Origin of the sequence: Nostoc sp. 'Lobaria pulmonaria (5183) cyanobiont' (genome assembly GCF_002949795.1) — a bacterium.
Taxonomy (GTDB): Bacteria; Cyanobacteriota; Cyanobacteriia; order Cyanobacteriales; family Nostocaceae; genus Nostoc.
The window spans coordinates 1208055-1233445 of the sequence record NZ_CP026692.1 but is presented as its reverse complement, the minus strand read 5'-3'; the positions used below and the strand labels follow the sequence as shown (position 1 = coordinate 1233445).

At 42.0% G+C, this 25391-nt stretch carries 34 protein-coding genes and 3 pseudogenes; 19 read left to right on the top strand and 18 right to left on the bottom strand.

Features of this window, described 5'->3' with window-relative positions:
• Position 1: 1 nt before the first annotated feature.
• The gene (locus NLP_RS05320; protein WP_104905471.1) at positions 2-1846 is read right to left on the bottom strand and encodes a vWA domain-containing protein; all 1845 of its coding nucleotides are present in this window, start codon (positions 1844-1846) and stop codon (positions 2-4) included.
• A gap of 249 nt (positions 1847-2095) precedes the next feature.
• On the opposite strand from NLP_RS05320, the gene NLP_RS05315 reads away from it, so the two are divergent.
• From NLP_RS05315 to NLP_RS05280, 8 genes are all read left to right on the top strand, one after another.
• Positions 2096-2455, top strand: a complete 360-nt coding sequence (locus tag NLP_RS05315) for a Rieske (2Fe-2S) protein (protein ID WP_104905470.1) — start codon at positions 2096-2098, stop codon at positions 2453-2455.
• Positions 2456-2797: 342 nt separating this feature from the next.
• Positions 2798-3259, top strand: a complete 462-nt coding sequence (locus NLP_RS05310) for an HAD family hydrolase (RefSeq protein WP_234017222.1) — start codon at positions 2798-2800, stop codon at positions 3257-3259.
• A gap of 58 nt (positions 3260-3317) precedes the next feature.
• Complete coding sequence (locus tag NLP_RS05305) at positions 3318-4100, top strand: class I SAM-dependent methyltransferase (RefSeq protein ID WP_104905469.1); 783 nt, start codon at positions 3318-3320, stop codon at positions 4098-4100.
• Between the two features lie 24 nt (positions 4101-4124).
• Positions 4125-4586: a GNAT family N-acetyltransferase gene (locus NLP_RS05300; protein ID WP_104905468.1), complete on the top strand. Its 462-nt coding sequence runs from the start codon at positions 4125-4127 to the stop codon at positions 4584-4586.
• An 8-nt stretch (positions 4587-4594) separates the two neighbouring features.
• A complete protein-coding gene (locus tag NLP_RS05295) occupies positions 4595-5104 on the top strand; it encodes a GNAT family N-acetyltransferase (RefSeq protein WP_104905467.1) in 510 nt (169 codons plus the stop codon).
• Between the two features lie 23 nt (positions 5105-5127).
• A complete protein-coding gene (locus tag NLP_RS05290) occupies positions 5128-5355 on the top strand; it encodes a 4Fe-4S dicluster domain-containing protein (RefSeq protein ID WP_012408944.1) in 228 nt (75 codons plus the stop codon).
• Between the two features lie 29 nt (positions 5356-5384).
• A complete protein-coding gene (locus tag NLP_RS05285) occupies positions 5385-6344 on the top strand; it encodes a HEAT repeat domain-containing protein (RefSeq protein WP_104905466.1) in 960 nt (319 codons plus the stop codon).
• 4 nt (positions 6345-6348) lie between these two features.
• On the top strand, positions 6349-6789 hold the full coding sequence (locus NLP_RS05280) for a P-loop NTPase (protein WP_267894930.1): 441 nt from the start codon (positions 6349-6351) through the stop codon (positions 6787-6789).
• A 469-nt stretch (positions 6790-7258) separates the two neighbouring features.
• Here the strand turns inward: NLP_RS05280 and NLP_RS05275 are convergent, their stop codons facing one another.
• The gene (locus NLP_RS05275; protein WP_104905465.1) at positions 7259-8143 is read right to left on the bottom strand and encodes an NAD(P)-dependent oxidoreductase; all 885 of its coding nucleotides are present in this window, start codon (positions 8141-8143) and stop codon (positions 7259-7261) included.
• Between the two features lie 154 nt (positions 8144-8297).
• Here NLP_RS05275 and NLP_RS05270 point away from each other — a divergent pair, with 154 nt between their 5' ends.
• A complete protein-coding gene (locus NLP_RS05270) occupies positions 8298-8972 on the top strand; it encodes an O-methyltransferase (protein WP_104905464.1) in 675 nt (224 codons plus the stop codon).
• 44 nt (positions 8973-9016) lie between these two features.
• On the opposite strand, the pseudogene NLP_RS05265 reads toward NLP_RS05270, so the two are convergent.
• The 4 genes and pseudogenes from NLP_RS05265 to NLP_RS05250 all read right to left on the bottom strand — a co-directional run.
• Positions 9017-9368 (bottom strand): annotated as a pseudogene (locus tag NLP_RS05265) (TauD/TfdA dioxygenase family protein); the annotation flags it as partial.
• Positions 9369-9449: 81 nt separating this feature from the next.
• Complete coding sequence (locus NLP_RS05260; protein ID WP_104905463.1) at positions 9450-10316, bottom strand: CmcJ/NvfI family oxidoreductase; 867 nt, start codon at positions 10314-10316, stop codon at positions 9450-9452.
• A gap of 85 nt (positions 10317-10401) precedes the next feature.
• On the bottom strand, positions 10402-11073 hold the full coding sequence (locus NLP_RS05255; RefSeq protein WP_104905462.1) for a glutathione S-transferase family protein: 672 nt from the start codon (positions 11071-11073) through the stop codon (positions 10402-10404).
• A gap of 796 nt (positions 11074-11869) precedes the next feature.
• Complete coding sequence (locus NLP_RS05250; RefSeq protein WP_104905461.1) at positions 11870-12058, bottom strand: hypothetical protein; 189 nt, start codon at positions 12056-12058, stop codon at positions 11870-11872.
• A gap of 163 nt (positions 12059-12221) precedes the next feature.
• Between NLP_RS05250 and NLP_RS34675 the strand changes: the two genes are divergently transcribed.
• From NLP_RS34675 to NLP_RS34665, 3 genes are read left to right on the top strand one after another with little or no spacing between them, the layout of a single operon-like run.
• Positions 12222-12458 carry a hypothetical protein gene (locus NLP_RS34675; RefSeq protein WP_234017221.1) on the top strand — a complete coding sequence of 79 codons (237 nt, stop codon included), beginning with the start codon at positions 12222-12224 and terminating at the stop codon, positions 12456-12458.
• Positions 12448-12939, top strand: a complete 492-nt coding sequence (locus NLP_RS34670; protein WP_234017220.1) for an RNAseH domain-containing protein — start codon at positions 12448-12450, stop codon at positions 12937-12939. Before NLP_RS34675 ends, NLP_RS34670 begins: the two co-directional genes overlap by 11 nt.
• Positions 12940-12979: 40 nt before the next feature.
• On the top strand, positions 12980-13222 hold the full coding sequence (locus tag NLP_RS34665) for a hypothetical protein (protein ID WP_234017219.1): 243 nt from the start codon (positions 12980-12982) through the stop codon (positions 13220-13222).
• On the opposite strand, the pseudogene NLP_RS34660 reads toward NLP_RS34665, so the two are convergent.
• Positions 13214-13333 (bottom strand): annotated as a pseudogene (locus NLP_RS34660) (arsenate reductase); the annotation flags it as partial. The gene NLP_RS34665 and the pseudogene NLP_RS34660 sit on opposite strands and share 9 nt — an antisense overlap.
• 60 nt (positions 13334-13393) lie before the next feature.
• Between NLP_RS34660 and NLP_RS05230 the strand changes: the two are divergent.
• The 5 genes and pseudogenes from NLP_RS05230 (at position 13394) to NLP_RS05215 (ending at position 16809) form a co-directional block, all read left to right on the top strand.
• The gene (locus NLP_RS05230; RefSeq protein ID WP_104905460.1) at positions 13394-13948 is read left to right on the top strand and encodes a Uma2 family endonuclease; all 555 of its coding nucleotides are present in this window, start codon (positions 13394-13396) and stop codon (positions 13946-13948) included.
• Positions 13949-14045: 97 nt separating this feature from the next.
• Positions 14046-14240, top strand: coding sequence for a hypothetical protein (locus NLP_RS34655; protein WP_234017218.1), 195 nt, complete (start codon positions 14046-14048; stop codon positions 14238-14240).
• 57 nt (positions 14241-14297) lie between these two features.
• Positions 14298-14870, top strand: a pseudogene (locus NLP_RS05225) (gamma-glutamylcyclotransferase).
• 153 nt (positions 14871-15023) lie between these two features.
• Positions 15024-15398, top strand: a complete 375-nt coding sequence (locus NLP_RS05220) for a hypothetical protein (protein ID WP_104905459.1) — start codon at positions 15024-15026, stop codon at positions 15396-15398.
• Between the two features lie 103 nt (positions 15399-15501).
• Positions 15502-16809 carry a site-specific integrase gene (locus tag NLP_RS05215; RefSeq protein WP_234017217.1) on the top strand — a complete coding sequence of 436 codons (1308 nt, stop codon included), beginning with the start codon at positions 15502-15504 and terminating at the stop codon, positions 16807-16809.
• Positions 16810-16906: 97 nt separating this feature from the next.
• Here the strand turns inward: NLP_RS05215 and NLP_RS05210 are convergent, their stop codons facing one another.
• Entirely contained in the window at positions 16907-17131 is a 225-nt protein-coding gene (locus tag NLP_RS05210) for a hypothetical protein (protein ID WP_104905458.1), read from the bottom strand.
• Between the two features lie 415 nt (positions 17132-17546).
• Between NLP_RS05210 and NLP_RS05205 the strand changes: the two genes are divergently transcribed.
• Positions 17547-17843 (top strand): hypothetical protein, encoded by a 297-nt coding sequence (locus NLP_RS05205; RefSeq protein ID WP_104905457.1) that lies wholly within the window; start codon positions 17547-17549, stop codon positions 17841-17843.
• Positions 17844-18384: 541 nt separating this feature from the next.
• Here NLP_RS05205 and NLP_RS05200 read toward each other — a convergent pair.
• The 7 genes from NLP_RS05200 to NLP_RS05180 form a co-directional block, all read right to left on the bottom strand.
• Entirely contained in the window at positions 18385-20004 is a 1620-nt protein-coding gene (locus tag NLP_RS05200) for a VapE domain-containing protein (protein ID WP_104905456.1), read from the bottom strand.
• Positions 20005-20097: 93 nt separating this feature from the next.
• Positions 20098-20244 carry a hypothetical protein gene (locus NLP_RS32830; RefSeq protein ID WP_158680294.1) on the bottom strand — a complete coding sequence of 49 codons (147 nt, stop codon included), beginning with the start codon at positions 20242-20244 and terminating at the stop codon, positions 20098-20100.
• A gap of 191 nt (positions 20245-20435) precedes the next feature.
• Positions 20436-20984: a transposase gene (locus tag NLP_RS05195; RefSeq protein ID WP_104905455.1), complete on the bottom strand. Its 549-nt coding sequence runs from the start codon at positions 20982-20984 to the stop codon at positions 20436-20438.
• The gene (locus NLP_RS05190; protein ID WP_104905454.1) at positions 20981-21289 is read right to left on the bottom strand and encodes a transposase; all 309 of its coding nucleotides are present in this window, start codon (positions 21287-21289) and stop codon (positions 20981-20983) included. The genes NLP_RS05195 and NLP_RS05190 overlap by 4 nt, the downstream gene beginning before the upstream one ends.
• 65 nt (positions 21290-21354) lie before the next feature.
• A complete protein-coding gene (locus NLP_RS05185; RefSeq protein ID WP_104905453.1) occupies positions 21355-21585 on the bottom strand; it encodes a hypothetical protein in 231 nt (76 codons plus the stop codon).
• Between the two features lie 4 nt (positions 21586-21589).
• Positions 21590-21763, bottom strand: coding sequence for a plasmid mobilization protein (locus NLP_RS32825; protein ID WP_158680293.1), 174 nt, complete (start codon positions 21761-21763; stop codon positions 21590-21592).
• A 711-nt stretch (positions 21764-22474) separates the two neighbouring features.
• Positions 22475-23122 carry a hypothetical protein gene (locus NLP_RS05180; RefSeq protein ID WP_104905452.1) on the bottom strand — a complete coding sequence of 216 codons (648 nt, stop codon included), beginning with the start codon at positions 23120-23122 and terminating at the stop codon, positions 22475-22477.
• A 256-nt stretch (positions 23123-23378) separates the two neighbouring features.
• On the opposite strand from NLP_RS05180, the gene NLP_RS05175 reads away from it, so the two are divergent.
• Positions 23379-23594, top strand: coding sequence for a hypothetical protein (locus NLP_RS05175; RefSeq protein ID WP_104905451.1), 216 nt, complete (start codon positions 23379-23381; stop codon positions 23592-23594).
• A gap of 45 nt (positions 23595-23639) precedes the next feature.
• Here NLP_RS05175 and NLP_RS05170 read toward each other — a convergent pair whose 3' ends face one another.
• The 3 genes from NLP_RS05170 to NLP_RS05160 all read right to left on the bottom strand — a co-directional run bounded on the left by NLP_RS05170 (position 23640) and on the right by NLP_RS05160 (position 25125).
• Positions 23640-24233: a hypothetical protein gene (locus tag NLP_RS05170; protein ID WP_104905450.1), complete on the bottom strand. Its 594-nt coding sequence runs from the start codon at positions 24231-24233 to the stop codon at positions 23640-23642.
• A 93-nt stretch (positions 24234-24326) separates the two neighbouring features.
• Positions 24327-24869 (bottom strand): hypothetical protein, encoded by a 543-nt coding sequence (locus tag NLP_RS05165; RefSeq protein ID WP_104905449.1) that lies wholly within the window; start codon positions 24867-24869, stop codon positions 24327-24329.
• Positions 24859-25125, bottom strand: coding sequence for a hypothetical protein (locus NLP_RS05160; RefSeq protein WP_104905448.1), 267 nt, complete (start codon positions 25123-25125; stop codon positions 24859-24861). The genes NLP_RS05165 and NLP_RS05160 overlap by 11 nt, the downstream gene beginning before the upstream one ends.
• Between the last annotated feature and the right edge of the window lie 266 nt (positions 25126-25391).

Below are 25391 nucleotides of genomic sequence, written 5' to 3'. Positions count from 1 at the left end.
CCTAGTTAGTAGTGGGTTGGACAAATCGCTTAATTTCACCACAGGCAATATAAGATTTGCCATCCGGTGCGGTTTTGACTTCATCAACGACGTAAAGCATTCCCTCCTCGCGAACCGAGCGCGGAAAACGCATGTTCCAATCCGGTTCATATCCGTCGGAAACCACCCTAGCACGTAACTTGCTGCCATCTTTGACACACTGAACTAAAATGCTGTCTCCTACACTGTCAATTGTGGGAAGATCGGCAGCACTGGCAGGGCCTTTGGAAGCTTTACCTGTGTTAGTTGGATGCGATTGTCTAGGGGCAACGAAGATATCTGTTTCACCGGGTTGAGCAAAACGGGTGATATTACCACGTACCCGATAGAAAGTGCGTTCATTTGCGAGTTCCAGTCCTTCAACAACATAACGTGCCCCCTCGGCACGAATGGCGCGGGGAAACTGGATGTTCTTGGTTGAATCGTAGCCTTCGGACATGACCTTGACCCGCAGTTTACCCCCTTCACGAACGCAGTACAATTCAACACCTGAACCGACTTCATTCACAATGGGCATGGCGTACACTTCATCGCCAGTAGTGACACCGCGACCCACCAGATCGCTGCGATTGCGCGTCATCGTCTGGTAAGTCTGATCCCGCATCTCTTTCCGCCCGGCGTTACCTAGAGCTTTTTGGGCGATCCGACCGGCGAAATATTCAAGCTGATCGATCTCTTCAGCAATCTCAAAATTCTCGTTCAACCCTTTATCCCGCAAATCTTTCACAAGTGCCCGCAAGGTTTGTTCAGCTTCCTGATGCTTGCCATGTTCAGCAAGATTAAGGGCAGTCTCTTTAGCTTTAGCGATCGTCAGGCGACTCAGCTCAAGAATAATATGGCTCGTAGCAGCAAAAGCTGCTTCCTCAACAGTGCCAACTTTGGCGACGACATCTATAGTACCTGACACGCTTTGAATGCGGTCATTTTGCACAACATCGGCGCTGTAATGCAGTTTCATCACAGGTAACTCACCAACTTGAGCGCTTGATATCCCCAGACTCAAACCGAGAAGTTTGTCTTCGCCCTCGTAAAGCTCTCCCAAGGTGATGACACCTTGACTGGCGTCATTCTGGCTAACTTTAGCCAGACTTAAAGTATCAACAAGGCTGACACCATCAGCCAATTCAAGTGTCACCTTGAGGTTCTGTCCCACTACTGCTCTGAGACTGTCTAGCTCAATACTAAACACTTCAGTTGCTTCGTCGATGCTCTGAATGAAGTAGAAGTTGCCCGTGGCGGCTCTTGCCATACCAATCAGCAAGTCTTCATTGAAACCTTGAGCAAAGCCTAACGTAGTTGTGATAATGCCTTCTTCAGCTTTTTGTCCCGATGTCGCCGTCAGTATTTTGGGGTCTTGAATGCCCATATTGGCGTGACCATCGGTAAGCAGGAGAACACGGTTGATTTTTTGCGGTTCGAGTCGCGTTTTCACGTGTTCGCAGCCTTTGAGCCATCCCCCCGATAAGTTGGTAATACCGCCTGCTCTCACCTTGCGGATGGAATTTTTCAGTGCGGCTTTGTTAGTCACAGACTGGGGTGGCACAACACTGTCCACTTCATCGTCGTAAACAACTACCGAGAGAATGTCATCTGGCTCAAGTCGATCTACCACAGACTCAGCGGCTTTGAGTGCGTGATGCAAGGGAGCACCTGCCATAGAGCCGGAACGGTCAATTACAAGCGAAAGGTTAAGGTTACGTCGAGGAGATTTAGCTATGTCAGCACGAAAACTTAGTAAAATATTAGTCTTTAATGCAGATCCGGCGGCGAGGATAGACTGGTCAAATTCGTAACTTGTCTTAATCATTTTTTATATCCCTCATAATTGTCTGTTATTAGCTACAAGTCTTGTGAGGCATAGACAGTAAGTGCTTTATCTAGTTTACCCAGAAATAATTTTTTCCAGTATAAAAATTGGATTTAATGTAATATTTTATAGTTACAGTTTATCGCCAGCTTAGACAAAGCCCATCATAGACATCCGGTACTCAAGGGCGATCGCACTGGTCACAATTGCGGGAAACTGAAAGCAGATATATTAGGAGAGGAGAAGCTAATGAGTTGGACTAAAGTTCTTGCAGTAGAAGCACTTTCCCCAGGTGCGCGAGAAGTGGTGAAAGTTGGCAACCGGAAAATTTTGCTTTTGAATCACGAAAGTCAGCTTTATGCTGTAGATAACAACTGTCCCCACTTAAAATTACCGTTGAAAAGTGGGAAAATCACTGAAAGTGGGGCAATAGTTTGTACTTTCCATCGCAGTGCTTTTGACCTACGGACTGGTGAGGTACAAGGATGGTGTTCCTGGCCACCTGGTGTAGGTAAGGTACTCTCGTTGGTTTCACAACCAAAAACATTGCCAGTGTTTCCGATTCGTATTGAAGAAGGCAGTATCTGGGTTGATGTGCAAGAGGAATAGCACCCTCTCCCTGAATTTAATGAAACAGTGCTAAGTAAAAAAAGAAAAACCCCAGCTCAACTTATTGGCTGGGGTTTGTATCAAAATTTACCTTTTTCAGAGATATAAGAATCATTGTGTCAAGTTAGATGTTTACCCCTAGACATACTTTTTCATATCTTGCATTTGCAGCTTATATATGTGAATATTCTATCACAAAATACGGTAACTTGCTCAATTTATCGTAGTATAATATTGCTTATAGTTTAAATGTACGTATGTTCGCTAAGTATTTACCAAATCGACTGTATAGTGTTGCAGCTAAGTAAGAGGATGTTTTCAAAATTTTAGGCAAAATGTAAGGTGTATTGTCGCGTAGCACAAAGCACCATCAGCAATCTCAGTCAAAGTTTTTGGCATATTTTTAATCATTCTGCTGTAATGGAACCTAATGTAAATGAAGTACTAACTGTTCTCGCACGTAGTTATCGTTTGGCTGTGATCACCAACGGGTTTGTATCAGCACAAGTACCGAGAATGCAAGCTGCGGGAATTGAGCATTTTTTTGAGGAAGTTATAGTTTCTGAAGCAATTGGTTTTGCTAAACCATCTCCTAAAATATTTAATCATGTGTTATTTAGATTAGATTTAACACCAGCACAAGTACTTTACGTAGGAGATTCTCTCGCTTATGACTATGTGGGAGCAATGCAAGTCAAGATTGATTTTTGCTATTACAACCGAAAAAACCAAATTTTACCACAAGAAGCACAACCAAAGTTTATGATAAGTGAACTCTTAAAGTTGCTGGAGTTGGTTAACTAACAGGCTTTAAACCTTAAATGGTTTTGTTTAAATTATTTTGAGGAATTGTATTATAAATATGTCTATCTATAATTCAATTGGTCAACAATATTCCAAAACTCGCGTTCCTGATATTCGCATCGTCAATCAATTAATTGATTTACTCAATTTACCAAAAGGTAGTCTGATTGCTGATATTGGTGCTGGTACTGGTGGTTACAGTTTAGCACTAGCTAACCAAGGTTTTTTTGTGAATGCTATTGAACCTTCTTTGGTAATGCAAAAACAAGCATTACAACATCGGCAAATTAAGTGGTTTACTGGCTATGCAGAAAATTTACCTCTACCAGATCAGTCTGTTGATGCTGTTGTAAGTATCCTGGCAATTCATCACTTTTCTCATCTCGAAAAAGCGTTTCAAGAAATGCACAGAATTATTAGAGATGGAGCAATAATTTTGCTAACTTTTGATATTAGATTAGCTAAGAAGATATGGCTTTATGATTATTTTCCATTTTTATGGGAAGATGCTTTACGATTTTTACCACTTAACGAACAGATTTATTTAATTCAGAGGAATACTAAAAGGCGTGTTGAAGCCATACCCCTTTTGTTACCATACGATTTGTCTGATTTATTCGCAGCAGCAGCTTGGAGACGACCAGAGTTATATCTTCAAGCAGAAGTACGCGCGGGAATATCATCTTTTGCATTAGCGAATCAAGATTTAATTGAGCAAGGAGTACAGTTACTTACAGCAGATTTAAGTAGTGGGGAATGGACGAAAAAATATGGTGATATTCACAATTTAGCAGAGATTGATATAGGCTATCGTTTTATCCGTGCAACGCTGGATAACTAAATAATTGTAATTTAAAATTAAATTATGACAAATAAAGTTATTGTAGATGAGAAAATTAAAATTAGACAAGCTGAGATTAAAGATGTGCAAAGAATTACTAGTCTTTGCGAACAACTTGAATATTATGTGACAAATCAACAAATAGAACAGCGCCTTACTAAAATTAAAAAGAACAATGCTCATATTGTGTATGTTGCCACTTTAGAAGATGAATATGTAATTGGTTGGGCACACGCTCATATTTGTGACTCAATAGTTATTCCGACTCCAGCAATTCTTTTGGGATTAGTTGTAGATAAAGATTATCGTCATAGTGGAATTGGACGTTTTTTGATGCAGCAAATTGAACAGTGGGCTTCTCTGGTTGGATGTGAGGGTGTTCTGTTACGTTCTAATATCAAACGTCAAGAAGCTCACTCGTTTTATGAAAAAATTGGTTATACCAATATCAAACAGTCGGTGACATTTTATAAAAAATTGATTTAGTGAAGAATATGCAGTTAATTAATACATTTACTACTCAGCGTCTGTTTGCTGAACGTCTGCGATTTAAACATTTGAATGAACTTCATTGTATGCATCAAGATGCGCAAGTTATGGCAACCTTGGGCGGTGTTCGCTCTGATGAAGAAACACGGCTTTTTATTCTCAATAATTTGAATCATTGGCAGCATTATGGATTCGGATTATGGGTGTTTCGAGACAAAATTAACAATCAATTTGTTGGTCGTGCTGGTCTTCGGAATACTGAAGTAGAAGGTAACGATGAAGTAGAATTAACTTATGCTCTAATAGCTAAATTTTGGGCTAAAGGGTTAGCGACAGAAATGGGTGAAAAAATATTGAAAATTGGTTTTGAACTACTGAGATTGCCAGAGATAGTTTGTTTTACTCTAACGACGAATCAAGCTTCACAAAGGGTTATGGAAAAGTTGGGATTTAAATATGAGCGTGAAATTATACATGCAAATTTACCCCATTTAGTTTATCGTTTAAAAGTTTAGTTATAAAATCAAGGAGAAATTTTATGGCTTTAATCAATCAAAGAATAGATGTTCCTGTTATCGTTGATGAATCGAAATGTTTAGAAAAATGCACAGCTTGTATTGAAGTTTGTCCCCTTGATGTATTAGCAAAAAATCCAGAGACAGGGAAAGCTTATATGAAATATGATGAGTGTTGGTTTTGTCTCCCCTGTGAAAAAGAATGTCCCACTAATGCAATTACAGTACAAATTCCCTTTTTATTACGTTAAAGATTCTCTGTGACTCTGTGGTAAAAATAATGAGCGATGACCTCAAAGATTGGCTAAAAATGCTGCGATCGCCTGACGTAAATGAGCGCTTATTAGCCGTCAAAACTTTACAACATCTCGGCGAAGAAGAAACAGTAGACGCACTAATCATCGCTTTACAAGATGAACAGATTGCTGTTCAAAAAATAGCTATATCTGCCCTTTGGGAGATTGCTAATTCTTCAGCTATTCCTGCTTTACTTGAATGTCTCAGTTCCGCAGATGTAGATATTCGCACTGAAGCTGCATCAGCTTTAAACGAGTTAGTTACCCAGGATGATTTACTACTGTTACTAGATAAACTTCAGAGTGATGATATAAATATCCAACTAAATATCTTATTCCTATTGCGAAAAATCCATGACATTCAATCTTTACCCTATATCTTACCATTTTTAAAATTAAATAATCCTGAGTTAAGAGAAGCGGCAATTACCACACTACGATATATCAATCAACTAGAAAAATGTCCACAAGCTTTGGATTTAATATTTGATGAATCAACACTTGTTCGTCGTGCTACTGCTTTAACTTTAGGACATTTACAAGATACACAAGTAATTACAATACTTGCTCAAGCACTTACAAATGATAGAGATTGGCAAGTTCGCCGTAATGCAGCCAAATCTCTAGCTATTCATGAAAATCAACAAGCAATTTCAGCATTAGAAATAGCTTTAGGTGATGAACATTGGCAAGTACGTAAATCAGCAGCACAAGCTTTGCAAAAAATCCCAGATATTCAAGTTATGCCGAAATTAATTCAAGCATTAACAGATGAATATGCAGATGTTCGCAAAGAAGCAGTAATTGCTCTTGGGAATTTAGCTCATCCCGACGTTATTAACCCCCTACAACAAGCCTTAGATGACCCGGACAAAGAAGTGTCTATCCAAGCGCAACGTGCAATTAAAAAGATTCAAACAGATAGAAAATTCGTCTTGGGTTAAGTGAATTGAAGATTTACCTCCCGGTACAGGTGATGCTCAAATTACAATTATTCAAGAAAGCCCAATTTGTGGAGTTATTTTAGTGACAACTCCTCAACAAGTGGCTGTTGCAGATGTACGACGTAATATATATATGTTTCGCCAAGTGGGTGTTCCTGTCCTTGGCATCATTGAAAATATGAGTTATTTAATTTGCGGTGATTGTGGTTCACACACACCAATTTTTGGTAGTGGTGGCGGCGAACAACTGGCCGCAGAATTACAAGCGCCTCTGTTGGGACAAATTCCTATCGATCCCCGCATTTGTAGCGGTAGTGAGACTGAAAATCCGATTGCGATAAGCGAATATGCTTCACCAGCAAGGGAGGTTTTTACACAAATAGCTACTTCATTAAATACTACTTTTACGTTACACGATCGAACTACGCAGCTTGACCAAGCTTAGTAGCTTCAGAAACTTCAATCAATTGCCCTGCTTTTAGTAAACAAGCCAAAAGTAAAAAGTTAAAAGGCAAAAGAAAGAAAAATAAAAATGCGATCGCAGCGGTTTTTCCTTCTGTAACAATTGCTGTTTTACCTGATAGTTGTAGATATAAGCTTATACAAAATTCTCCTCAAAATTATAATTTGATTGTTTATGCAACATTAATAGCGATTAAATATCATGCTTGATATGTAAACAAAAATATCAATGATATCTTCTAAAGTCTAAAATATTCCTGTTTAGTTGAGCATTTCCAACTAAATAATCTTTGCGATGTGTTTACTATCTATTAGAACACCATCACAATCAAAAATAACTAATTTAATTTTGTCCATAACTTACAAAAAATTCGCTGAATCAGATTTATTAGGGTCAACAGCAAAAGCACGAATTTCACTCATTTTGTCAAATCTGAATCGAGTTATAAGCTTTATTTTGATGCAGTTTCGTCGGAAAGAGCATTAATAATTTCTCTCAAGGGGCGATCGCTCTTAGACTGTTCTGGTGTTTCTTTACCCAAAGATGTATCCTTTACTAAGCGGTAAATATCAGCTGCTCCGTAAAAAATGCGCTCAGTCAGACCTACCTCCTGAAAGCTTTCGGCAATCTCTTCCATTTCCCCTATCCAACGATGTGCTTTTGGTGTCATGGATGGAATGGAACGGGTGAGTATAGCAGCAAGTTCCGGTTGGCTGCTAGATACTTCTTCCCAGAGTTGCTCATCCAAGCCTAAGCGATGGGCGGCGATCAGTAATTCTGTACCAATCGCTGTCAGTCCTTTTGTCAAGGCGGCGTAAGACATCTTCAATCCAGAAGCCTGACCAATTTCATCGCCAATTACTCGTATATCCAAGCCATAATTCCGCAGTTGTTGAAATTCAACGGCCTGTTTTCCTGACGCATAGATCCGGGTACGACCAGGAACTCTGGGAGGTGGGCCAATAATTGAGGCATCTACGAATGTGACTCCCACTGATTCGATGACTTGGGCAATACGTTTTACTTTTTGGGGTGCAACTGCATTGCAATCAACGTACAGAATCTGTTTCCCCACATTGCCTATTACCTCAGCTACAAGATTCGCTGCTTCTATTGCGGCGGCGGGGACTAGCACTGATAACACCACATCAGATTCAATTAGTAGTTGTGTGAGAGAACCCACATCTTGGATATTGGCTGCGGCGGCTAATTGCCGAGTTCTGGGACTGCGATCGTCCAGGGCGGCAATTGTCTTCAATCCATTTTGATTGAGAACAGATGCGATCGCCTGTCCCATGTCACCTGGGCTTAAAATACCAACTGTTTGAATTTGCATGGAAAGCTTGATTGTTAACTGTATTCAGCTTTTGATTAATACGCTGATTTTAGTGATTGAGTTATGAGACAAGCTACGGTAAACTGATGCCATTACCGTTATTACTCTAAATAGAAACTTACCATACATCATTCCTTGGAAGCAAGCTATTTTGATGACTCAAGAACTATGGACAGAAGTTGATCGTTACATCACTGATTTGCTTATACCTTCTGATCCTGTATTAGATGCTGCTCTTCAGGCTAGTGATGCGGCTGGTTTACCACCACATAATGTTTCGCCAAACCAAGGTAAACTGCTCATGCTATTAGCCTTAATCCATAAAGCGCGGACTATTCTGGAGATTGGCACTTTAGGCGGCTACAGTACAATTTGGTTAGCTAGAGCATTGCCTGCTGATGGTCATTTGATCACCCTAGAGTCAAATCCCCAGCACGCCGAAGTTGCCCGCGATAATATTGCCCGCGCTGGACTGGCTCATCTTGTCGAGGTGCGTGTCGGCCGGGCAATAGATACACTGCCGCAATTAGCTAACGAGGAATACAATCCATTTGATTTGATTTTTATTGACGCAGACAAGCCAAGCAACCCAGAATATTTTGCGTGGGCGTTAAAGCTTTCTTGCCAGGGTAGCCTAATTATTGCCGATAACGTTGTTCGTAACGGAGCTGTAATTGAGGTGAACAGCGATGATCCTAATGTTCAGGGAGTGCGTCGTTTTAACGAATTGCTCAGTGCCCAAGCGCGTGTAAGTGCTACGGCAATCCAGACTGTAGGTAACAAAGGGTATGATGGCTTTGCGATCGCTCTTGTCACTGCTGACAATTAGCTAATTTTTTCCAGCATTAGTAGTTGTTATAATTCTCCTTTTTGGATATGATCGGATTCATTTTGTGATAGACCACGGAGACGGCGCACGAAACCACCGATAAATAATCCACGTTCACCGGATTCAGGATGGACGCGGACAACTGGATGCAGGGTTTCGTATAAAGTTGAGGTGAAAACAGCCCGATGCTCTAAAATTTCTTGTGGTAAATCAATGGCTACTTGTCCTTGAGCGTCAAGGTTCTGCTCTCGGAAGAAGATGACTTTGTAGTTTGACTAAAGCTTTACGGATATCGCTGATGATTTCATTGCTGAGGTTAGTGCTCAAGTCAACACCAATGATTTTTGCACCGATACGTCCAGCGATTGGTTTGATGTCAAAGTGTTGGGAAGCCATGATATTTATGTCTTCAAGGGTTAATTAATTTGTTTTACGCAGAGGCGCAGAAAGTAGGAGTTTGAGAGAAGTTTTTGCGATCTATGCGGGGTAAAAGACGAATGCTCGTAGTTCGATGCTTTCTCGTGGGGGAGCGTTGGCTGGGCTGGTGGGGTCTTCAAAGGCTGTATGGGCGGCAAAACGGGCGTGTCCGTCTTCTGCGGAGTCAAAACATTTGATAAACAGTGCTTCGTCTCTGTGCATTTGTGGGAAGTAGAACCATTTATGTTTGGAGTTATACGTGACTCCGTATGTCTCACCAACCCGATCGCGGTACACAAAATCGCCAGCTACAATGTCTGTGGGTGCGATACTTTGCGCGTCACACAGTGCTAAGGGTGATTCTAGGATTGGTGTTGCGATCGCTCGCCAGACATTGATGATGGCAAATCGTTGTTTTAGTAGCGCATCAATATCATCTATGCCTCGCGCTGCTAATTCCAAACGGGCGCGAGTATAGCTTGATTTGGCAGTGAAGTCGTTGTGTACACGCTTGGCAGGTTCCTTAATATTATTCTCACCTGGCTTGGAATTACCAGCATTACGAAGGGTGTGATCGAATATCACTACCTTTGTTGCTCCCGTCACCTCTTTTAACAATTGCTCGCCTTCTGGATAGTAGACGCGGCGTACTTTGTCTTCATCGTAAAAGTCGCGGACATTAGTATTATGTCCAGTAAAAGCGAATCCTTCTCTATCTAACGAGATGTTATCTGAGATGGAGCGAGCATTGTAAATTGGCAGTTTGTGCGTCTGATAAGTTGCATTCGTGCGGGGAATCCCCGCTGGTGGTTCATAAGTATAGTTAACAGGTTTTTCTGCCATTGGAATCAGGTAACTGAGGTTAGCCTCTACGGATGGCAGTTCTTGGGAAATCGCTCTGTCTAGAACTTGGTTATTTAAGCTCATAGGTCATCCCTTTTTGGATTTTGGTTAATTATTTGGTCAATACTCAACAGTTAAGGTTTCACTCCCATCACCATACCTTTGTGTCCTATTTTTGTGCTGCACCAACGGGAATAGGTTCACCGAGAACTTTGGCGAATCTTTGCAAATAGAAGTCCACAGGATTTTCTACCGCTTGAATTGAGGAGCGATCGCCTACCAGATTCCACCATGTCTGCAACCGAGGCGTTTCTGCTGGTAGTGTGAATTTACGGAAGTGTTCTAAGAGTGGTAAACGTTCAAACCAAGGATAGAAGCTGATATCAACTAGGCTAAACTGATCTCCTAACAAGTAATCACCTTTGCCTAATCCTTCTTGTTCAATATATAGAAGTGCTTCTGTGAACTCTTTTCGTCCTTGTTCCTGTTCGGTGCTATCTTTACCGCGCAGAAATTTGTTAAAAGCTGGGACAAGGCGAGTATTGGCGTAGTCTATCCAAATCCGAGCGATCGCTTTAGCTGCGGGATCGCGGGGTAACAAAGGTGGTTCTGGAAAAACTTCATCTAGATATTCATTAATAATAGCGGACTCATAAATTTCAACATCCCCATGTTTGATAGCTGGAACTTTACCATAGCGCGAAATCTGCGTGTACCCATCTGGTTTATTTTGTAAGTCAATTTCTATCGAGGTGAAGTCAATACCTTTTTCTAGTAAGACGACGCGAGTACGTTGAGAGAAGGTAGAGGCTTTGGCGAAGTATAGTTGGATGTTGCTCATGAAATCTTTTCCTTGTAATAATCGTGACATGCAGACTATTGGAGATTGCACAACTCAAACTAAAGCAATAAAACAGAAGCTGTTCATGAGCGATCGCCCACTATGGATGAAAGCAACCATTCTGTTTTCTGATTAGTGCACTTAAATAATTGACTGGCAGGTATCTACGTCAGTTAGATGATATACTACAGTTTATCGGTCGATTTAATGTACTTAAAAATAGTATACAGTCTTTATGAAAATATGCATACCTAATTATTAGTGTAACTAAATAAATAGCTAGACATAATCAGGCGTTTGTGCTCTGGGATTCTTTTTGTTGGCTGTGGCGTTTATCGCTCATTTCAGTGTACGGAAGAGAAAATCTCCAGCCGTTTAATGCAAAATCGAGTTCATGCTGCAAATCTGTCCTCAATTTCTTTTACTTAGCAAGAGAAGGAATCAATATTAATGGCACATCTATTTGAACCATTCAAGATTCGTGAAGTTGTTTTTCGCAACCGCATCACCGTTTTATCCACAGTCTCAAACAGAGAATACGACGCTGTGTGTAGAGGTGGGTATTTCGTGTGTGGCTAGTTGTTCTAGTTTTCAGATGCTCATGTATTCACTAATGCGAAAAATAGATTAACGAAAACTACGAAGAAAAGCAGGATTGTTCATCTAAAATCCAAAATAATATCAGTTTTAAGAAAAGTTGAATCTTATTGATGAACTACAGGCATTCAATTAGAAATAGCAAAAGTGAGAATATTAGGTATGGAAAAAAACATTACTTTCTCACACTAATATTCATTCAGGGAATAGCGATCGCACTCTTATTCATCAATACAACCGCATTGGCAGCCACAGTCAATCCCTGTCCCCAAGGTATGGCGATGATTTTAGGAGGAACGTTCAAAATGGGGTCTGATAATTCCAGTTTTGTGGAGGAGCGATCGCCTAGTTCTAAGGTTGCAAAATTTTTCTCCCACCAGTCCAGCATTGCTTGTTACCTTTAGCACCCGATTTCAATTACTGTACCGTATTTGCTGTGCTGTTTCTTAAATCCTTTTCCAGTAAGCTTTTCGAGACTTAACCGGAAAAGTCAGATTTGGGAACCACTCCGCAACCTCCGCTTAGTCATATCATCCCTGCTAACAAATTTTGTGCTAGTGCCGCTTTTTGTATATTTGTTACTACAAGTAGTACATTTAAGCGAACCATTAAGAGATGGCTTACTGATCATGGCAGTAGCATCAGGTCCTCCAGCACTACCTAAACTTGCCCACATAGTGAAAGGCAATATAGCTTTCTCGGTGGGATTAATGATGTTGCTAATGCTGGGCACAATTTTTTATATGCCGATGTGTACTGCCCTTAGTGGTGGAAGGTGTGCAAATTAACTCCTGGGATATTGCCAAACCCTTATTGTTAATGATGGTCAGCCCATTGATCATTGGGTTATTCATCAAAGCAAAATTGAGTGCGATCGCCCCCATTATCCAGCCGATTTTGTTCAAATTATCTAATGCTGGATTGCTTTTAGGTCTGGTTGTCAGGCTGATAGTTCACACTAGCCCTGTGAAGGTGACAAATAGCCGGATAATAATGCCATGCGATCGCTCTTTGGGAAAAACTTTTTGGTTTACTGTGAATAAACCATCCTCTAAGCGCAAAAAAACTACTTCTGCTGCATCTAGTGACGACACGCCACCAGATGACCAAGACTTTGAAGAAAACCCAGCTACAGCAACAATTAACATTACTGCTGTCGAAATTCCAGAGTTGACAGAAGAAGAACAGCGCGACCGCCTTCACCTAGAGCGCCGTGTGGAGAGAGCAGTTTTTGAGGCTGGTAAGGCGTTGATGGAATTACGCATTTAGCTGCACCGTCAGAACTTGGGATAGGGAGTACACAGTTGGGTTGCAACATCTGAAGTCCTTCAACTACCTGCCTGCCGAGTGTGAGCAGATGCAGGTAATTTGCGATCGCATCAGTCGGGTGTATTCCGATTCACTTGAGGAGACACTCAAAAGTCTGTTGCAGTCGTTGGGGAAGCTGAATCGGCCTTATTTAACGGCTGTGGAAGAGAAGCTGTTGGTTTTGATTGAGCGGGAATATGGAGTTGATGATAGATTTGGCTTTGAGGCAAGAGGTTTACGCTAAATCTAATTTTTCTCGAACTACTCCCTCATCCCTGAAGCCTACTAGGACTGCTGTTCCATCTTTGACAAAAAGCGGACGTTTGAGTAGCATTGCATCGTTAGCAAATGCGTCATTCTAAAATCAAAGTAAACAAGAATGTCTAATTGGTAGAAAAAAAGCTAAATAATGGTTATGACCGTAACTACCTATAAATGGACAATTAAACGTTATCACCAAGCAATAGAGGCAGGTATCTTTGACGACCAGTCCATTGAACTATTGCGCGGCGACCTGATTGTTATGCCCCCAGAACGAGAACCTCACGCCTACTACAACACAGAAGCAGCTGATTATCTTCGCACACTGCTTGGTGAACGGGTAAAAATCCGCGATGCCAAACCGATTACCTTACCCAACGATTCAGAACCTGCTCCCGATGTTGCGATTGTCAAACCTTTAGGTGAGGTCTACTTAGAACACCATCCTTACCCAGAAGACATCTTTTGGGTTATTGAATTTTCCAAAGCCACCCTGAGCAAAGATTTAGGTGAGAAAAAAGACATTTATGCTGAGGCTGGTATTGTTGAATACTGGGTTGTCAACCTGAAGACTCCGCAGTTAAAAGTATTTCGTGACCTAAAAAATGGGGAATACAAAACCGAACTGACATTAACCACAGGTACTATTTCACCCCTAGCCTTTCCTGATGTATCTGTCCAAGTTCAGCGTCTTATAAGTAAGACGTAGTACAACGCATAATTGAAAGAACGAAAGTAGTACCAAACACCTACCAAATCGGGGAAGTCTGCCAAATCCTTGCTCTTGACAACCCAGAACTCAGAGGGTGGGTGTTGGGCGATCTAGCGCTGGGCTAGTTGTGATTGCGGTTTGGGTGTTCGATGTTATCACCACCTTTGCGGCTCGTAACCCATTCGACTACACAGCCCCATTCATGATTTTGAGCTGCATCTTATTTAACATCGGCACAATGATGGCGGGTGAAATTGGGTTCGCCATCTGGCGGTTGACAAAGGATTAAAGTGAGTTACAGCGATCGCTCCATAAAACACTACAACAACAGCTACCAAATTCTGATATCTGGATATTTGCCTACGGTTCGCTGATTTGGAATCCCCTAATCACATACGTCGAGCGCCGTGCTGGGATCGTTTATGGTTGGCATCGGTGCTTCTGTACATGGATGATTCTCGGTCGCGGTACTCCAGATAATCCGGGATTACTCTTAGGACTCGATCGCGGTGGTAGCTGTCGTGGCGTTATTTATCGGATTGCTGCTGCTGATGTCCCGTCTGAATTACTCCTGATTTGGCGATGAGAGATGTTAGCTGGTGTCTACATTGCTCGTTGGGTGAAGGTATTTGACGGTACGCAGGAATTTCCAGCGATCGCTTTTGTTGCCAATCGCCAACATCCCAGGTACGCTCATCAGATACCATTCACAACTACTGTTAATAGCATTGCCACCGCATCAGGAAAATTGGGTTCCGGCGCTGATTATCTGATGAAAACAGTTGAAGGATTAATCGCAGAAGGCATTAGAGATAGACAATTACTCTTATTACGCGAACAAGTACTGGCAAAACAACAAGCGCTTTTAGTTAGTGGCGATCGCTCTACTTTACCGCCTATTTACGGGCAACAGCCATGATCTGAGCGCTCATCCCCAATATAGAGGGTTCGGTTTCTAACCAGCGAATCGCTTCTAAAAGGCGATCGTGGCGACCTAGTAGTCTGTAAATTTTAAATTGAGGGATACGCGGACAGTGTGATCTGTAAATACTCAAAGCAATGCGCATATCTGATGCCGAAGAAAAAATACATTGTCTCTCTAACATCTCAAGAGAGAGCATATTTAGATAAATTGACAACTACAGGTAAAACTTCTGCGTATAAAATAAATCATGCGCGTGTGTTACTGCTGGCAGATACTAACCGAGAGTCAGGGGGTTGGATAGATCAAGCGATGCCTACGGTGGGCTACGCCTACGCTTCGACCATAGACATCAGTACCTCAACAATTGAAAGGGTAAGACAGCGATTTGTAAAGAAGGGTTTGGAACAAGCTCTAAAGATGTATTTTCGCATAATCTGGCATATTATGATACTTGCAAATTACCCCAGTTTTACCCCACTTGATAGTTTTGGGTTACTGTATTCCTGTGAAAGAAAACAATAAAACCCTTGCTGTACAAGGGTTAGAATTAACGTATTTTCTTAAAAGGCGGCACCTGGATTTGAACCGGGGGTGGAGGTTTTGCAGACCGGTAGCTTCGCACCCTTTGGCACCTAAAGCGCTTCTATGTCCCATAATCCAACCAACCGCCCTTGACTTTGAATATCATTTTGAATATCATCAGGGGACAGTAGAGGTTAGTGATATTCAAATGGGGACAGCCAAGCCAGCTAGGACAGCTAGGGGTAATGTAGGGGTTGAAGAGTTCCGGGGTAAGTTTAGGCTGAGATTGCCGAGGTCTATAACACCTCTGGGTAAACAGGTAATCATCAGTACTGGTTTAGATGCCACTGAGCTTAATCGCCGCCGAGTAGACTCAGTAGCCAACTGGATAGAGGAAGAAATAATCACAGGACAACTAGACCCGACACTTGAGCGCTATAAAGAGAAACTAGAGAGCTACAGAAAACCCCAGTTATCCATAGTTAAGCCCAATACACCGCAGACAGACATCATGGGGTTATGGGAGCAATACTGCGCTTATATGAAACCGCAGTTAGCCTCTACTACTTATAGGCGCGATTATGCCAGAAAGTATACAAATCATATCAAGGCACTACCTACTAAAGACTTGGGTCAGGCGATCGCCATCAGAGATTATTTATTATCTCAGTTAACACCCAATGCAGCTAAGAGAGTACTGACCTATTTAGCCGCCTGTTGTAAATGGGCTATGGGGTCAGGTCTGGCAAAGGATAACCCATTCGCCGGGATGTCAGAAGACATCAAGCTACCTAAACATGATTCAGATGCCATCGACCCATTTAGTAGGGTAGAAATGAATATCATTATCAAAGCATTTGAGGATACCCGACCGAACTATGCGCCCTTTGTTAAGTTCTTATTCTGGACTGGTTGCCGGACTGGGGAAGCGATCGCTATTCAATGGCAACATATAAACTCTGATTGCACTCAGATCACATTCTCAGAATCCTATGACAGCCAGCTAAATATCAGGAAGGGGACTAAAACAGGCAAGGCTCGGAAGTTCCCATGTAACAGCCAAGTCAGAGAACTATTACTATCCATCCGGCCCCCTAATCCCGACTCAGAACAATCAGTATTTACCAGTCCTACTGGGGGAATCATCAGTAACACCCGGTTCTCTACCCAGGTCTGGAAGGGGGGCAGGACAAGTAAGAAGAACTACAAAGGAGTACTTCAGGGGTTATTAGATGAAGGCAAAATCGAGCGCTACAGATGCCCATATAACACTAGGCATACATTTATTACCCTGATGCTGGCTGAGGGTCTAACAGTCTCCACAGTAGCTAAGTTAGTTGGTAATAGCCCAGAGATTATCCTGAAGCACTATGCAGGAAACACAGTACCTTTGAGCTTACCGGAGCTATAGGAGCCAATAAAGAACCCCTAGAGTATTCTGGGGGCTTTGTTGTATTTACTGGATTTCAAGGGAGTTTGTTATGCTTATTTGGTTGTTCCGATAGGTTCTACATGGTCTGGAAAAGGTTCAACAGTGTCTCCTCACAACCTAAGTTGTCTAAAACATCCAGAAGGTATTCTTCCTCATCCTTCATAACCATGTGGAAATATCGCGCTTCTGTGTAGTCATCATCGGTTAGCCCCTCTTCCTGAACCTCAATAAAATCTACATCGGTGGTGTCTATTTCCACTACTAATCCATCTGTGGTGATGATTTTGATTACTCTTGACATATTGGGTTGGGTTAGCCTGGGTAGGCTGACCTTATATTTAATGGCAACACTTTAGCACTTAGTTTTTAGTCTGTGCCTGGGGTCGCTTTAGTATTGGTTTTCTGGTTCCCTGCGATCGCTGCCTAAGTACCGCTATTAGTCTTTGTCTTTGTTCAGGGGTCAATAGCTTGTAAAAAGCCCTTTGTTCAGGGGTAAGGTTCTTGAGAATATTCAGGGGTTTAAGGGTCATATTAGGGTTCCTTGTCGGCTGTTGTAGACACTTAGTCAAACTAGGGTTATCGCTGATGCTCTTTATCTGTTCCAGGTGATAGATTGTGAAGCAACCCAGTTCTTTTTGGCACTAAGGCTACTGATATGTGTCACAAGACCTTAATGAGGGACTGGTACAACCAAGAGAAAGACAAAGGATTCCCAGGTGTTAAATAGAGCTTTATTTTTAGGTTTATTGTTAACTGCTAGCACTCCAGCGATCGCCCAAGAGATCAACCATGAGCCAGTTTTAGTTGCTGGTAGCCAGTCCATATCCCCTTATGGTTTGGTTGTTTTTTACTTCAATCAGAGCGGTAAGACTTACAGGGGTGCGGCTGACTGTAACAAGGATCTAGTTGAGTACCGGGTACAAATAGAATCAGGCGACTGGATCTTAAATGAGGTCAAAGAGTCAGCAGAATATGTAATGCTGGCTACTGCCTGTAATCTGAATGAAGATTAGCCTGTAGGGTTAACTGAATAACCCTTAAACCCCTAAACGCTTGCCATGAGTCCCCATAGACTAAAGCCCCTGCGGTAATCTTAGGGATACCGGAGGGGGTTAGGGGATAACTGGCGATCGCCGGGTTATCCTTGGTTGTTCTCGATGTTCTCTATCTTGTTCCCGATCTTTGGTTGAGAACAAGGTCGGGAACAGGGTCAAATATAGTCATAGCAAGGGTTTCATAATAATGTTCTCTATGTTCTCTATCTTTAGTATTTTAAAGTCTCCTCAGAAATAGCCCTTTTTTATTAAATATCCTTATTTTATAAAAGATAGAGAACAAATAATAGTAGAACCCTTACAGGATAAGCATTTGACCCTGTTCCCTATCTTTTTAGGGGTTGAGAACAATAGTACCTAAGAATACCTGAAACCATTACCTATTGGGGGTTCTACCTGTTCTCTATCTTGTTCTCAACCCCCCTAGACATCGGGAACATAGGGAACAAATAAACCCCCAAGGGGAGCCTTGAGGGTCTATCGGGTTATGCGGGGTTGATTAGAGTGTGCGGCTAATATCTATTATTTCCTGTCTACCCAAGTGCTTAACATTATCCTTGTTTACCTCCGGTTTAGTCCACTGGGTTATCGGGGTATTTAAACCAAGTACTCTGGTCTTCTTTTTCTGATAACCCAATCCCTCAAGTAACTTGGCTATTTTGGCATCTTGTCTACCAGTCTTCTGTGCGCCTAGTGGTATGCCAACACCCTCCATAATGTCCGGTAGAGTAAACCCGATGCCCAGTATATTACCAGCCGATCCCTCTCTAATGTGTTTACTTTCTAATGAAGCCAGTAACATAACTAAGCTATCCTCATACTGCGACTTCTCCATGAAGTTAGCATTCTGTGCCTCTGACTTGGCTTCCCACTCCTTTGTAAACCACCAAGGAGTACCAGCTTTAATATGTTCTTGGTATTTATGGTAAGCAGTAGCTAAGATATGCGCTCTATGCTGTCCAAACCAATCTAGGGGTATGGATTGGGTTACAGGTATGATAGTAAACCTTCGGTTCCCAGTAGTATCCTTAAGGATCTCCTCAGAGTTACAAGTACCTCCGAAGGCAATATGTCTAGGTCTAACTGGGATATCCTCTGTATGCATAACCCGCAGGTGGTCTTCTTCTTTGGTAGCCCAGTGCTTTAGACTTTCCACATCAGACTTTCTGGTAATCCCCTCTAGTTCCCCAAGTTCCCCTATCCAACCTTTCTGTAATAGTCTAGTGGTTTCAACAGATGTTACATCTTCTATGGAGACAAAATATTCCCCCCCAATAGCCTTAAAAAAGCTGGTTTTTGCTAACCCCTGATCAGACTTTAATACCAGTATGGTATCTAGTTTTTCTCCTGGTTTAACTGCCCTTGCCGCCGCCCCTATCAAGAACACTTCGATCATTTTTTGGTGTAGCGGGTCTTTAGTACCAAATAAGATGGAGGCTAGCTCATCCCACTGGGGGAAAGGCTTAAAATCATTAACTAGAATAAAACCTCTAGAGCAAAGCCTTTCTAAGCTATCGGGGTCTGTTAGGTCTAGGAATAAAGGATTACCATATCTATCCTTAACCATAGTATCTGAGGATATCTTTAAGGTCTTAGGATCAGTACCCGGATGCACCCATACCTCTGCAAACTGCTTATGGTAACTCTCTAGCATCTCTTTAACCGGGTTAAACCCCACCCTGTTTTCAAAGTCTCTTCTTCTAGACTTAAGGAATGCTTCAGAACCTTTCCGACTACATACCACATCCTCAAACCGACACATTAAAGAATCCCAGCTAACCCCTTCACCGCCTACTTCATAGGTCTGTTTCCAGCTATTAAACCTAACACCGGAGTACACAGTCTCGAATAACTTCCAGAACATTTGGGGCTTATCCTCTGCCCCTTTAATCATTTGTTTAGCCATCACTCTGGCTCCCTTAATCCTGCCCCTGTCTTTAGGATCAGCACATCGGGACATATCCCCCCCATCAGGAATATCATTGCCGAGAATCCCGGCATTTTTTATTACGCTTAACTTAAACTCGGTAGTACCATCTGAGTCTATGTCTATCCCACTGTGGTCATCATCAAATCCGAGGGTTGACTTATTGTCTGTATCTGAGTTATAATGAAGCATTAGATGAATCCTTTGGGCACTTAGCCCAGTTTTGTTTACTTTGAAATATTTAGGGTTGGGGTAACTAGTTAGCGCTGGTTGCCCCTGTTGTTTTTAGGCTGCCTGGGACTTTAGGTAAATCGCCAATGCCTCTCTGATAATCTCTCCGGCGGTCATTTGCTTTACTTGACCTAACTGGTTAACCTGTGCCTTCATGTCGGCAGAAAGTCTTAGGGTTTGATGGGTGTCTTGTCTTTTCATTTGAGTGTTTCCTTTGTGTCCCTTACTAAGAAACTGTCATTATTTTTTATTAACCAAAGAATCAGGGTTCTAGCCTCCGAGTTGGAATGATGCGGGTTAGGAGGCTTAAAATAACCATTGGATTATCCTATGATTATCATAGAAAATACTCTATGAATATATACTATGTAGTTATAGAACCCATTTGACATCTAAGAAGGTGCAGCAAGCCTCTTAATCATTAGCCTGATGAAGCAGAGATTGATTTTGGCAGTGGCACTAACTAGGGTTCGTTCAAAGTTCTTAACCAGAATTTTACAGCGCTCCATCCAAGCATTGGAGCGTTCGATCACCCATCTGGCTATTGCCGGAACAAATCCAGATTTTCCTTGTGCTGCTTTCTCTTGTTTTGAGGGTTTCGTAGAAAGTTGAAACTGAATTTTGGTCATGATATCTGGGTAAATCTGCTCTAACTCCTGAGTCAAATATTCTGGGTGATACCCATGATCTAGCAGGATAGTGATCTTGGGAATATCGATAGGTTTTGACTTGAAGTAGTCGATGTTGAGAGTAAAAATCTCAATTAATCCGGCATCATCCGAGACATTGGCGCGAGTACAGAGCGTAAAGAAGGGAAACCCAAGGGTGTCAATAGCCAAATGCCTTTTAATACCGTTAGTGGCTTTGTAGAAGCAAAAACCTTTCGACTCCACACTGGCATTGCAGGTATTTTTCACTGCTTGGGAGTCAATGATGATCAATGTCGTCCAGTGCGGTTTTTTTTTACCTGTTCACGCACTTGTCCATGTAAAACACTCATCAGTTCCTCAAATACCCCGGCTGCTCGCCACTGTTTGTAGTGCCAATATACAGTGGAATAAGGGGGGAGGTCTTTAGGTAAGTCTTGCCAATTGCATCCATTTTTTAGTTGATAGAGAATTCCATTGAAGATATCTCGCTTTGGCCAGTTGGTCGGTCGAGTCTGCTTCTTAGTCGGTAATATCTCTTGCAATAAGGGTTCAAAAATTTCCCATTCTGCATCAGTGAGGTTGCTGGAATACGCCATTAGTATTGAATTTTAGATGCTGAGGAGTACCTTAATTCAAAACCTCATAAGATGTCAAATGGGTTCTATACAGGTTGAATGATATCTAAAAGTAGCTCATAAGTATTTCCATCAAGCTCATCTTTTGTTACAAAAATATCGGCTTTACCTGCTTTATCTAAACCAGAATCTGTAAGAGTTACCCAGAAACCATCGGCGGCTAAGAAATCCTCAGTTTCTTCAGTACCTATGACACAAGTCACAAAATCAATATCATTCCCATCTAACTTGATACCATCTAATACAATAGTAAACATCTAGTTATTCCCCTAATGACATACCTAAATCTGCCTTGATAGCCTTGAGTACAGTAGACCGGACATAGCTAGACATCCCCTGGCCTGTTTCAGTAGCCGCCTGGGACAATAACTCATGTTCTTCCTCGGTTAACCAGACCTGTAACTTAACTTTGCGGTTGGTTCTCGGATTAGTCATTGTTATTTTTATTTCTTAGTATACTCCTATTGTAACCCCTAATATTATCAGTTTCAGTAGTTAACTGGCACATAAATGCATAAACTGGCACATGTGTTAACCCTATTAGAGTCAACGGGATTGATTAGGGGATGTCATAGTATGGTTAGGTCGGAATAAATGACCTTTCACGAGTGCTTTATTGACTCTGGGTAAGACTTCTAGCCCTTTTTCAGGTCGGAAAACACGAGTGCCCTTATTGCCACTAGTAGCCGACTAGCCGCAACTAAAAGCCCCTGATATAGCCTGAACTCAGCCCCCAATCAGCCTTTAGGGTAGCAGCAAGGGAGCCGAAAGGATTCCAAAAAAACCCTTGATTTCCAGTTAACTAAAACACCTCATAAAACCCCAAAAACCCTAATGGGTAAGGTTTTCTCTAGTCAGCTAGGTTTTTTTGATGTCCAAAATGGCTATAACCCTTACCAGCTAAGGATAGCGATGTTTTATCCTTTATAAGTACAAATACTCTAGCGATCGCTGGTAATCTTTCAATGCACTTGCTGTATCCAAAAACCGAGATAATCAGAGATAACTGGAGCTAGCTGGAGATAATAGGCGATTCCCCAGTTGCCTTGCTGTGACCCATACGCACACAATAAACCCCACTGGGTATCCGGTGGGGCTATTGGTTATTAGGGTTAATCAAAGGAGCCAAGAGGCTCCTAAGTGGCTCTAGAACATACCGAGGAAGGCAGAGAGGAAAGCAGCATCCTCAGCAGTGAACTGAGATATATCGGGGATGTTAAGAGGTGTTTTAGCTTCCTGAACTATCCGGCGGATTAAGTTAGCTATTGAGGCAAATCGGTCTGGTAGGAAAGTATCAGCAGCTAGTTTAGTAGAGTCTGCAAAAACAAGCTCCAATATTTCATTTACCCATTCAACTGAATCGAAAGGATCATCACCTAAAACCTCTTGAATAGCCTCATAGAGTTCTTGGGTGTTTTTGTAGTTCTGAGCTTTCCAAATAAGACCACCATTACCAAATCGGCTAGTAGTTGTCTCAACTCCATAATGGGGATGATTCAACAAGTTAGCAGCAAGTCTCAGGTATTCATTTTGGGTTTTTTCCAGTCCATAAAGTTCCACATATCTGTTTAGGTAAACTTGAGACTGTCTGAGGGATAAAGTACCTTGCTTAATCCAAATCCGAATAGCATCTTGGATGACATTAAGCGCATTTAATGAAGACTTGCTAGCAAATGCCTTGGCATCATCAATAGCCTTCTGAGCATCATTAGCAGCTTTCTGTGCCTTAGCCGCTTCTGCTGCCATTTCTCGCGCCTGTTGTTTCAGTTGTTCCGCATAGGTTTGATTAGCCATTTTTCTTAGTCCTTGAAATATTTAGTGGTTCTTCTATGAGTTAGTCAACATCAGATGTCATTAGCTGACAAAGTACAGTAAATAACCCAAGGACAAAAAATGAACCTTCAACGGATATCTGTTAGGGTCGATGAGGACACCCAACAATGGTTAAATGAACTCTCCCAAGAGTCGGGGGAATCATTCAGTACTGTACTCAGAATGGTACTCAGACAAGCCCGATTGACCGCTAAGAAAACCTTAAGGAATAAATAATATGTTTAACTTCTCTTATGCCCCTAACTGGCTACTAAGGAACTATCAAGAGTCCCCTAAGCGCCAGAAGTCACTCAAGGGAACCATTGATGAACTGAATAGAAACCAAGTGAAAATGTCTGATTCAATAGCCAAACTGAACATAGCGATCGACAAGCAAACAGCAGTTACCGACAAGTTACTACAATGGCTACAGAACGCACCTAATAAACCCTAGAAACCAATGATAAAACAAATAGCCCCCTGGATATCCAGAGGGTTTTTAGTTGGTTAATTGGTTTTTAATGAAGTCCAGCCAACTATCTAATGGTTTAAACAAATGCCGGGGGACACTATAGGATAACTCCTCAGCCTTGATTCGCAGCCAGCTTGTCTCTCTGGTCAGTCTATCCGCTTCAGTTACCCTGGCTTCTCCTGTGGTGCGATCGATGGCAATAACAAAGTGAACCGGGAACTTATAGCGCTCCCATCGGGTTGCAATACCGCCTACCAATATGTTATGTTTTCCAAATATGCCTGATTTGGACTTGACCTCAATGTTATAACCTTTACCTCTGTGGATAACTCGGATGTCCCTTTGGTACTTTGGGTACAAGTCTTGGGCTAGCTTAGACTGACTCCGCGATCGCCAGTTATCCGGGTCAGCCTTGTAACTTCCATAAACCGCCCTGTGGGTCATGTACTGATCCAGATGGTAAACCTTGTCTAGCCCTTGAGTCTTCAGATACTCAGCTAGGCTATGTTCCCAACTGTTACCACAGGCTAACCGGGACTCAAAGGAGTCTTGAAAATAACTGCTGTCTTTTTTCTCCCCATTAGGAGAAAGATGTGCTATAATGTGAGTAGTAGAAAACATATTAATCTTTTAGTTTTTGGTAGTCCCCCTAGAAAGCTGGTAACTTTCCGGGGGATTTTAGTTAGGGTAAAAAGCTTGGTTTTGAGCTTTTGGTCATTGGTTGGGGCTTCCGCCATCATCTCCGCCATCATCGCGGAAATGGGTAAAATCTCCGCCATCATTCCGCCATTGGCTCAAATCAGTTTCAGGTAGCCCTAGTTCTGCCTCCAGAGGCTTCATAATCACACTGACATCATAATGAGTGTCGGGTGGATTATTGACCACCAAGAACTTAGCTATACCCATAGCCGCCTCGGTCATTTCTATGAGTAACCTAGCAGTCCTTAAGTCCCCAGTATTCTTAAAACTGTTATTAAGTTCATTAGCATTACTGAGTAACATATCCCGCGCCGATCGCATCAACTGACACTCTGAATCGCTAAGGGTATAAAAAGAGTCTTGAGATATGTTTAGGGTTGCTTTGGGGGCTGTCCTTTCCTTGTAGTTATTCAGTTGCCTGGGAGTAACCCTAAACCCTTGCTTTGCTAGCCATCGGGATATGGAAGGGGCAGATATCCCCTTAGATATCTGGTCATCTACAGTAGCCCGGATATCCTCTGATAGCCCCTTAACCACACAGGGTTTATTATTTGCCATTGCGACCCTCTTTTATCTTCTGGTTTACCTCTTTTCGCAGGTTCTTAAGCGCCAACAACAACTCGGAGGGATCTTCTATATCTGCCAGTTTTATCTCAACCACCGGAGTAGTCCGAGATTTCTTTAACATCTCTATACCCTCTCGGATTAACTCAGCTACACTCTGACCGCTATTTTGACTTTCCTGTTCTAACCATAGGAGAGTAGATTCCTTCATCCGAGTTGTATACTGTTTATCCTGAATCTTCTGTTTCATATCCGCATCCCAAATGCATTACCTACAGATATTTAGTCAATATGGAAATATCAGCATAATCTGCACTTTCAGACTATCCCTATCAGGTTTACTTATATTCCATAGCCTATGACATTAAACCACTTAGCTACTAAGCATCTGAGGCGATCGCTGAGACATTGGGGGTAATATTGGTCAGCCAGGAAGACCAAACAGGGGTAAACAGGGTTAACCCATTGGATGTCTAGGGATAAACTGGGGCTTTGAATATCGCTTTGAATATCATT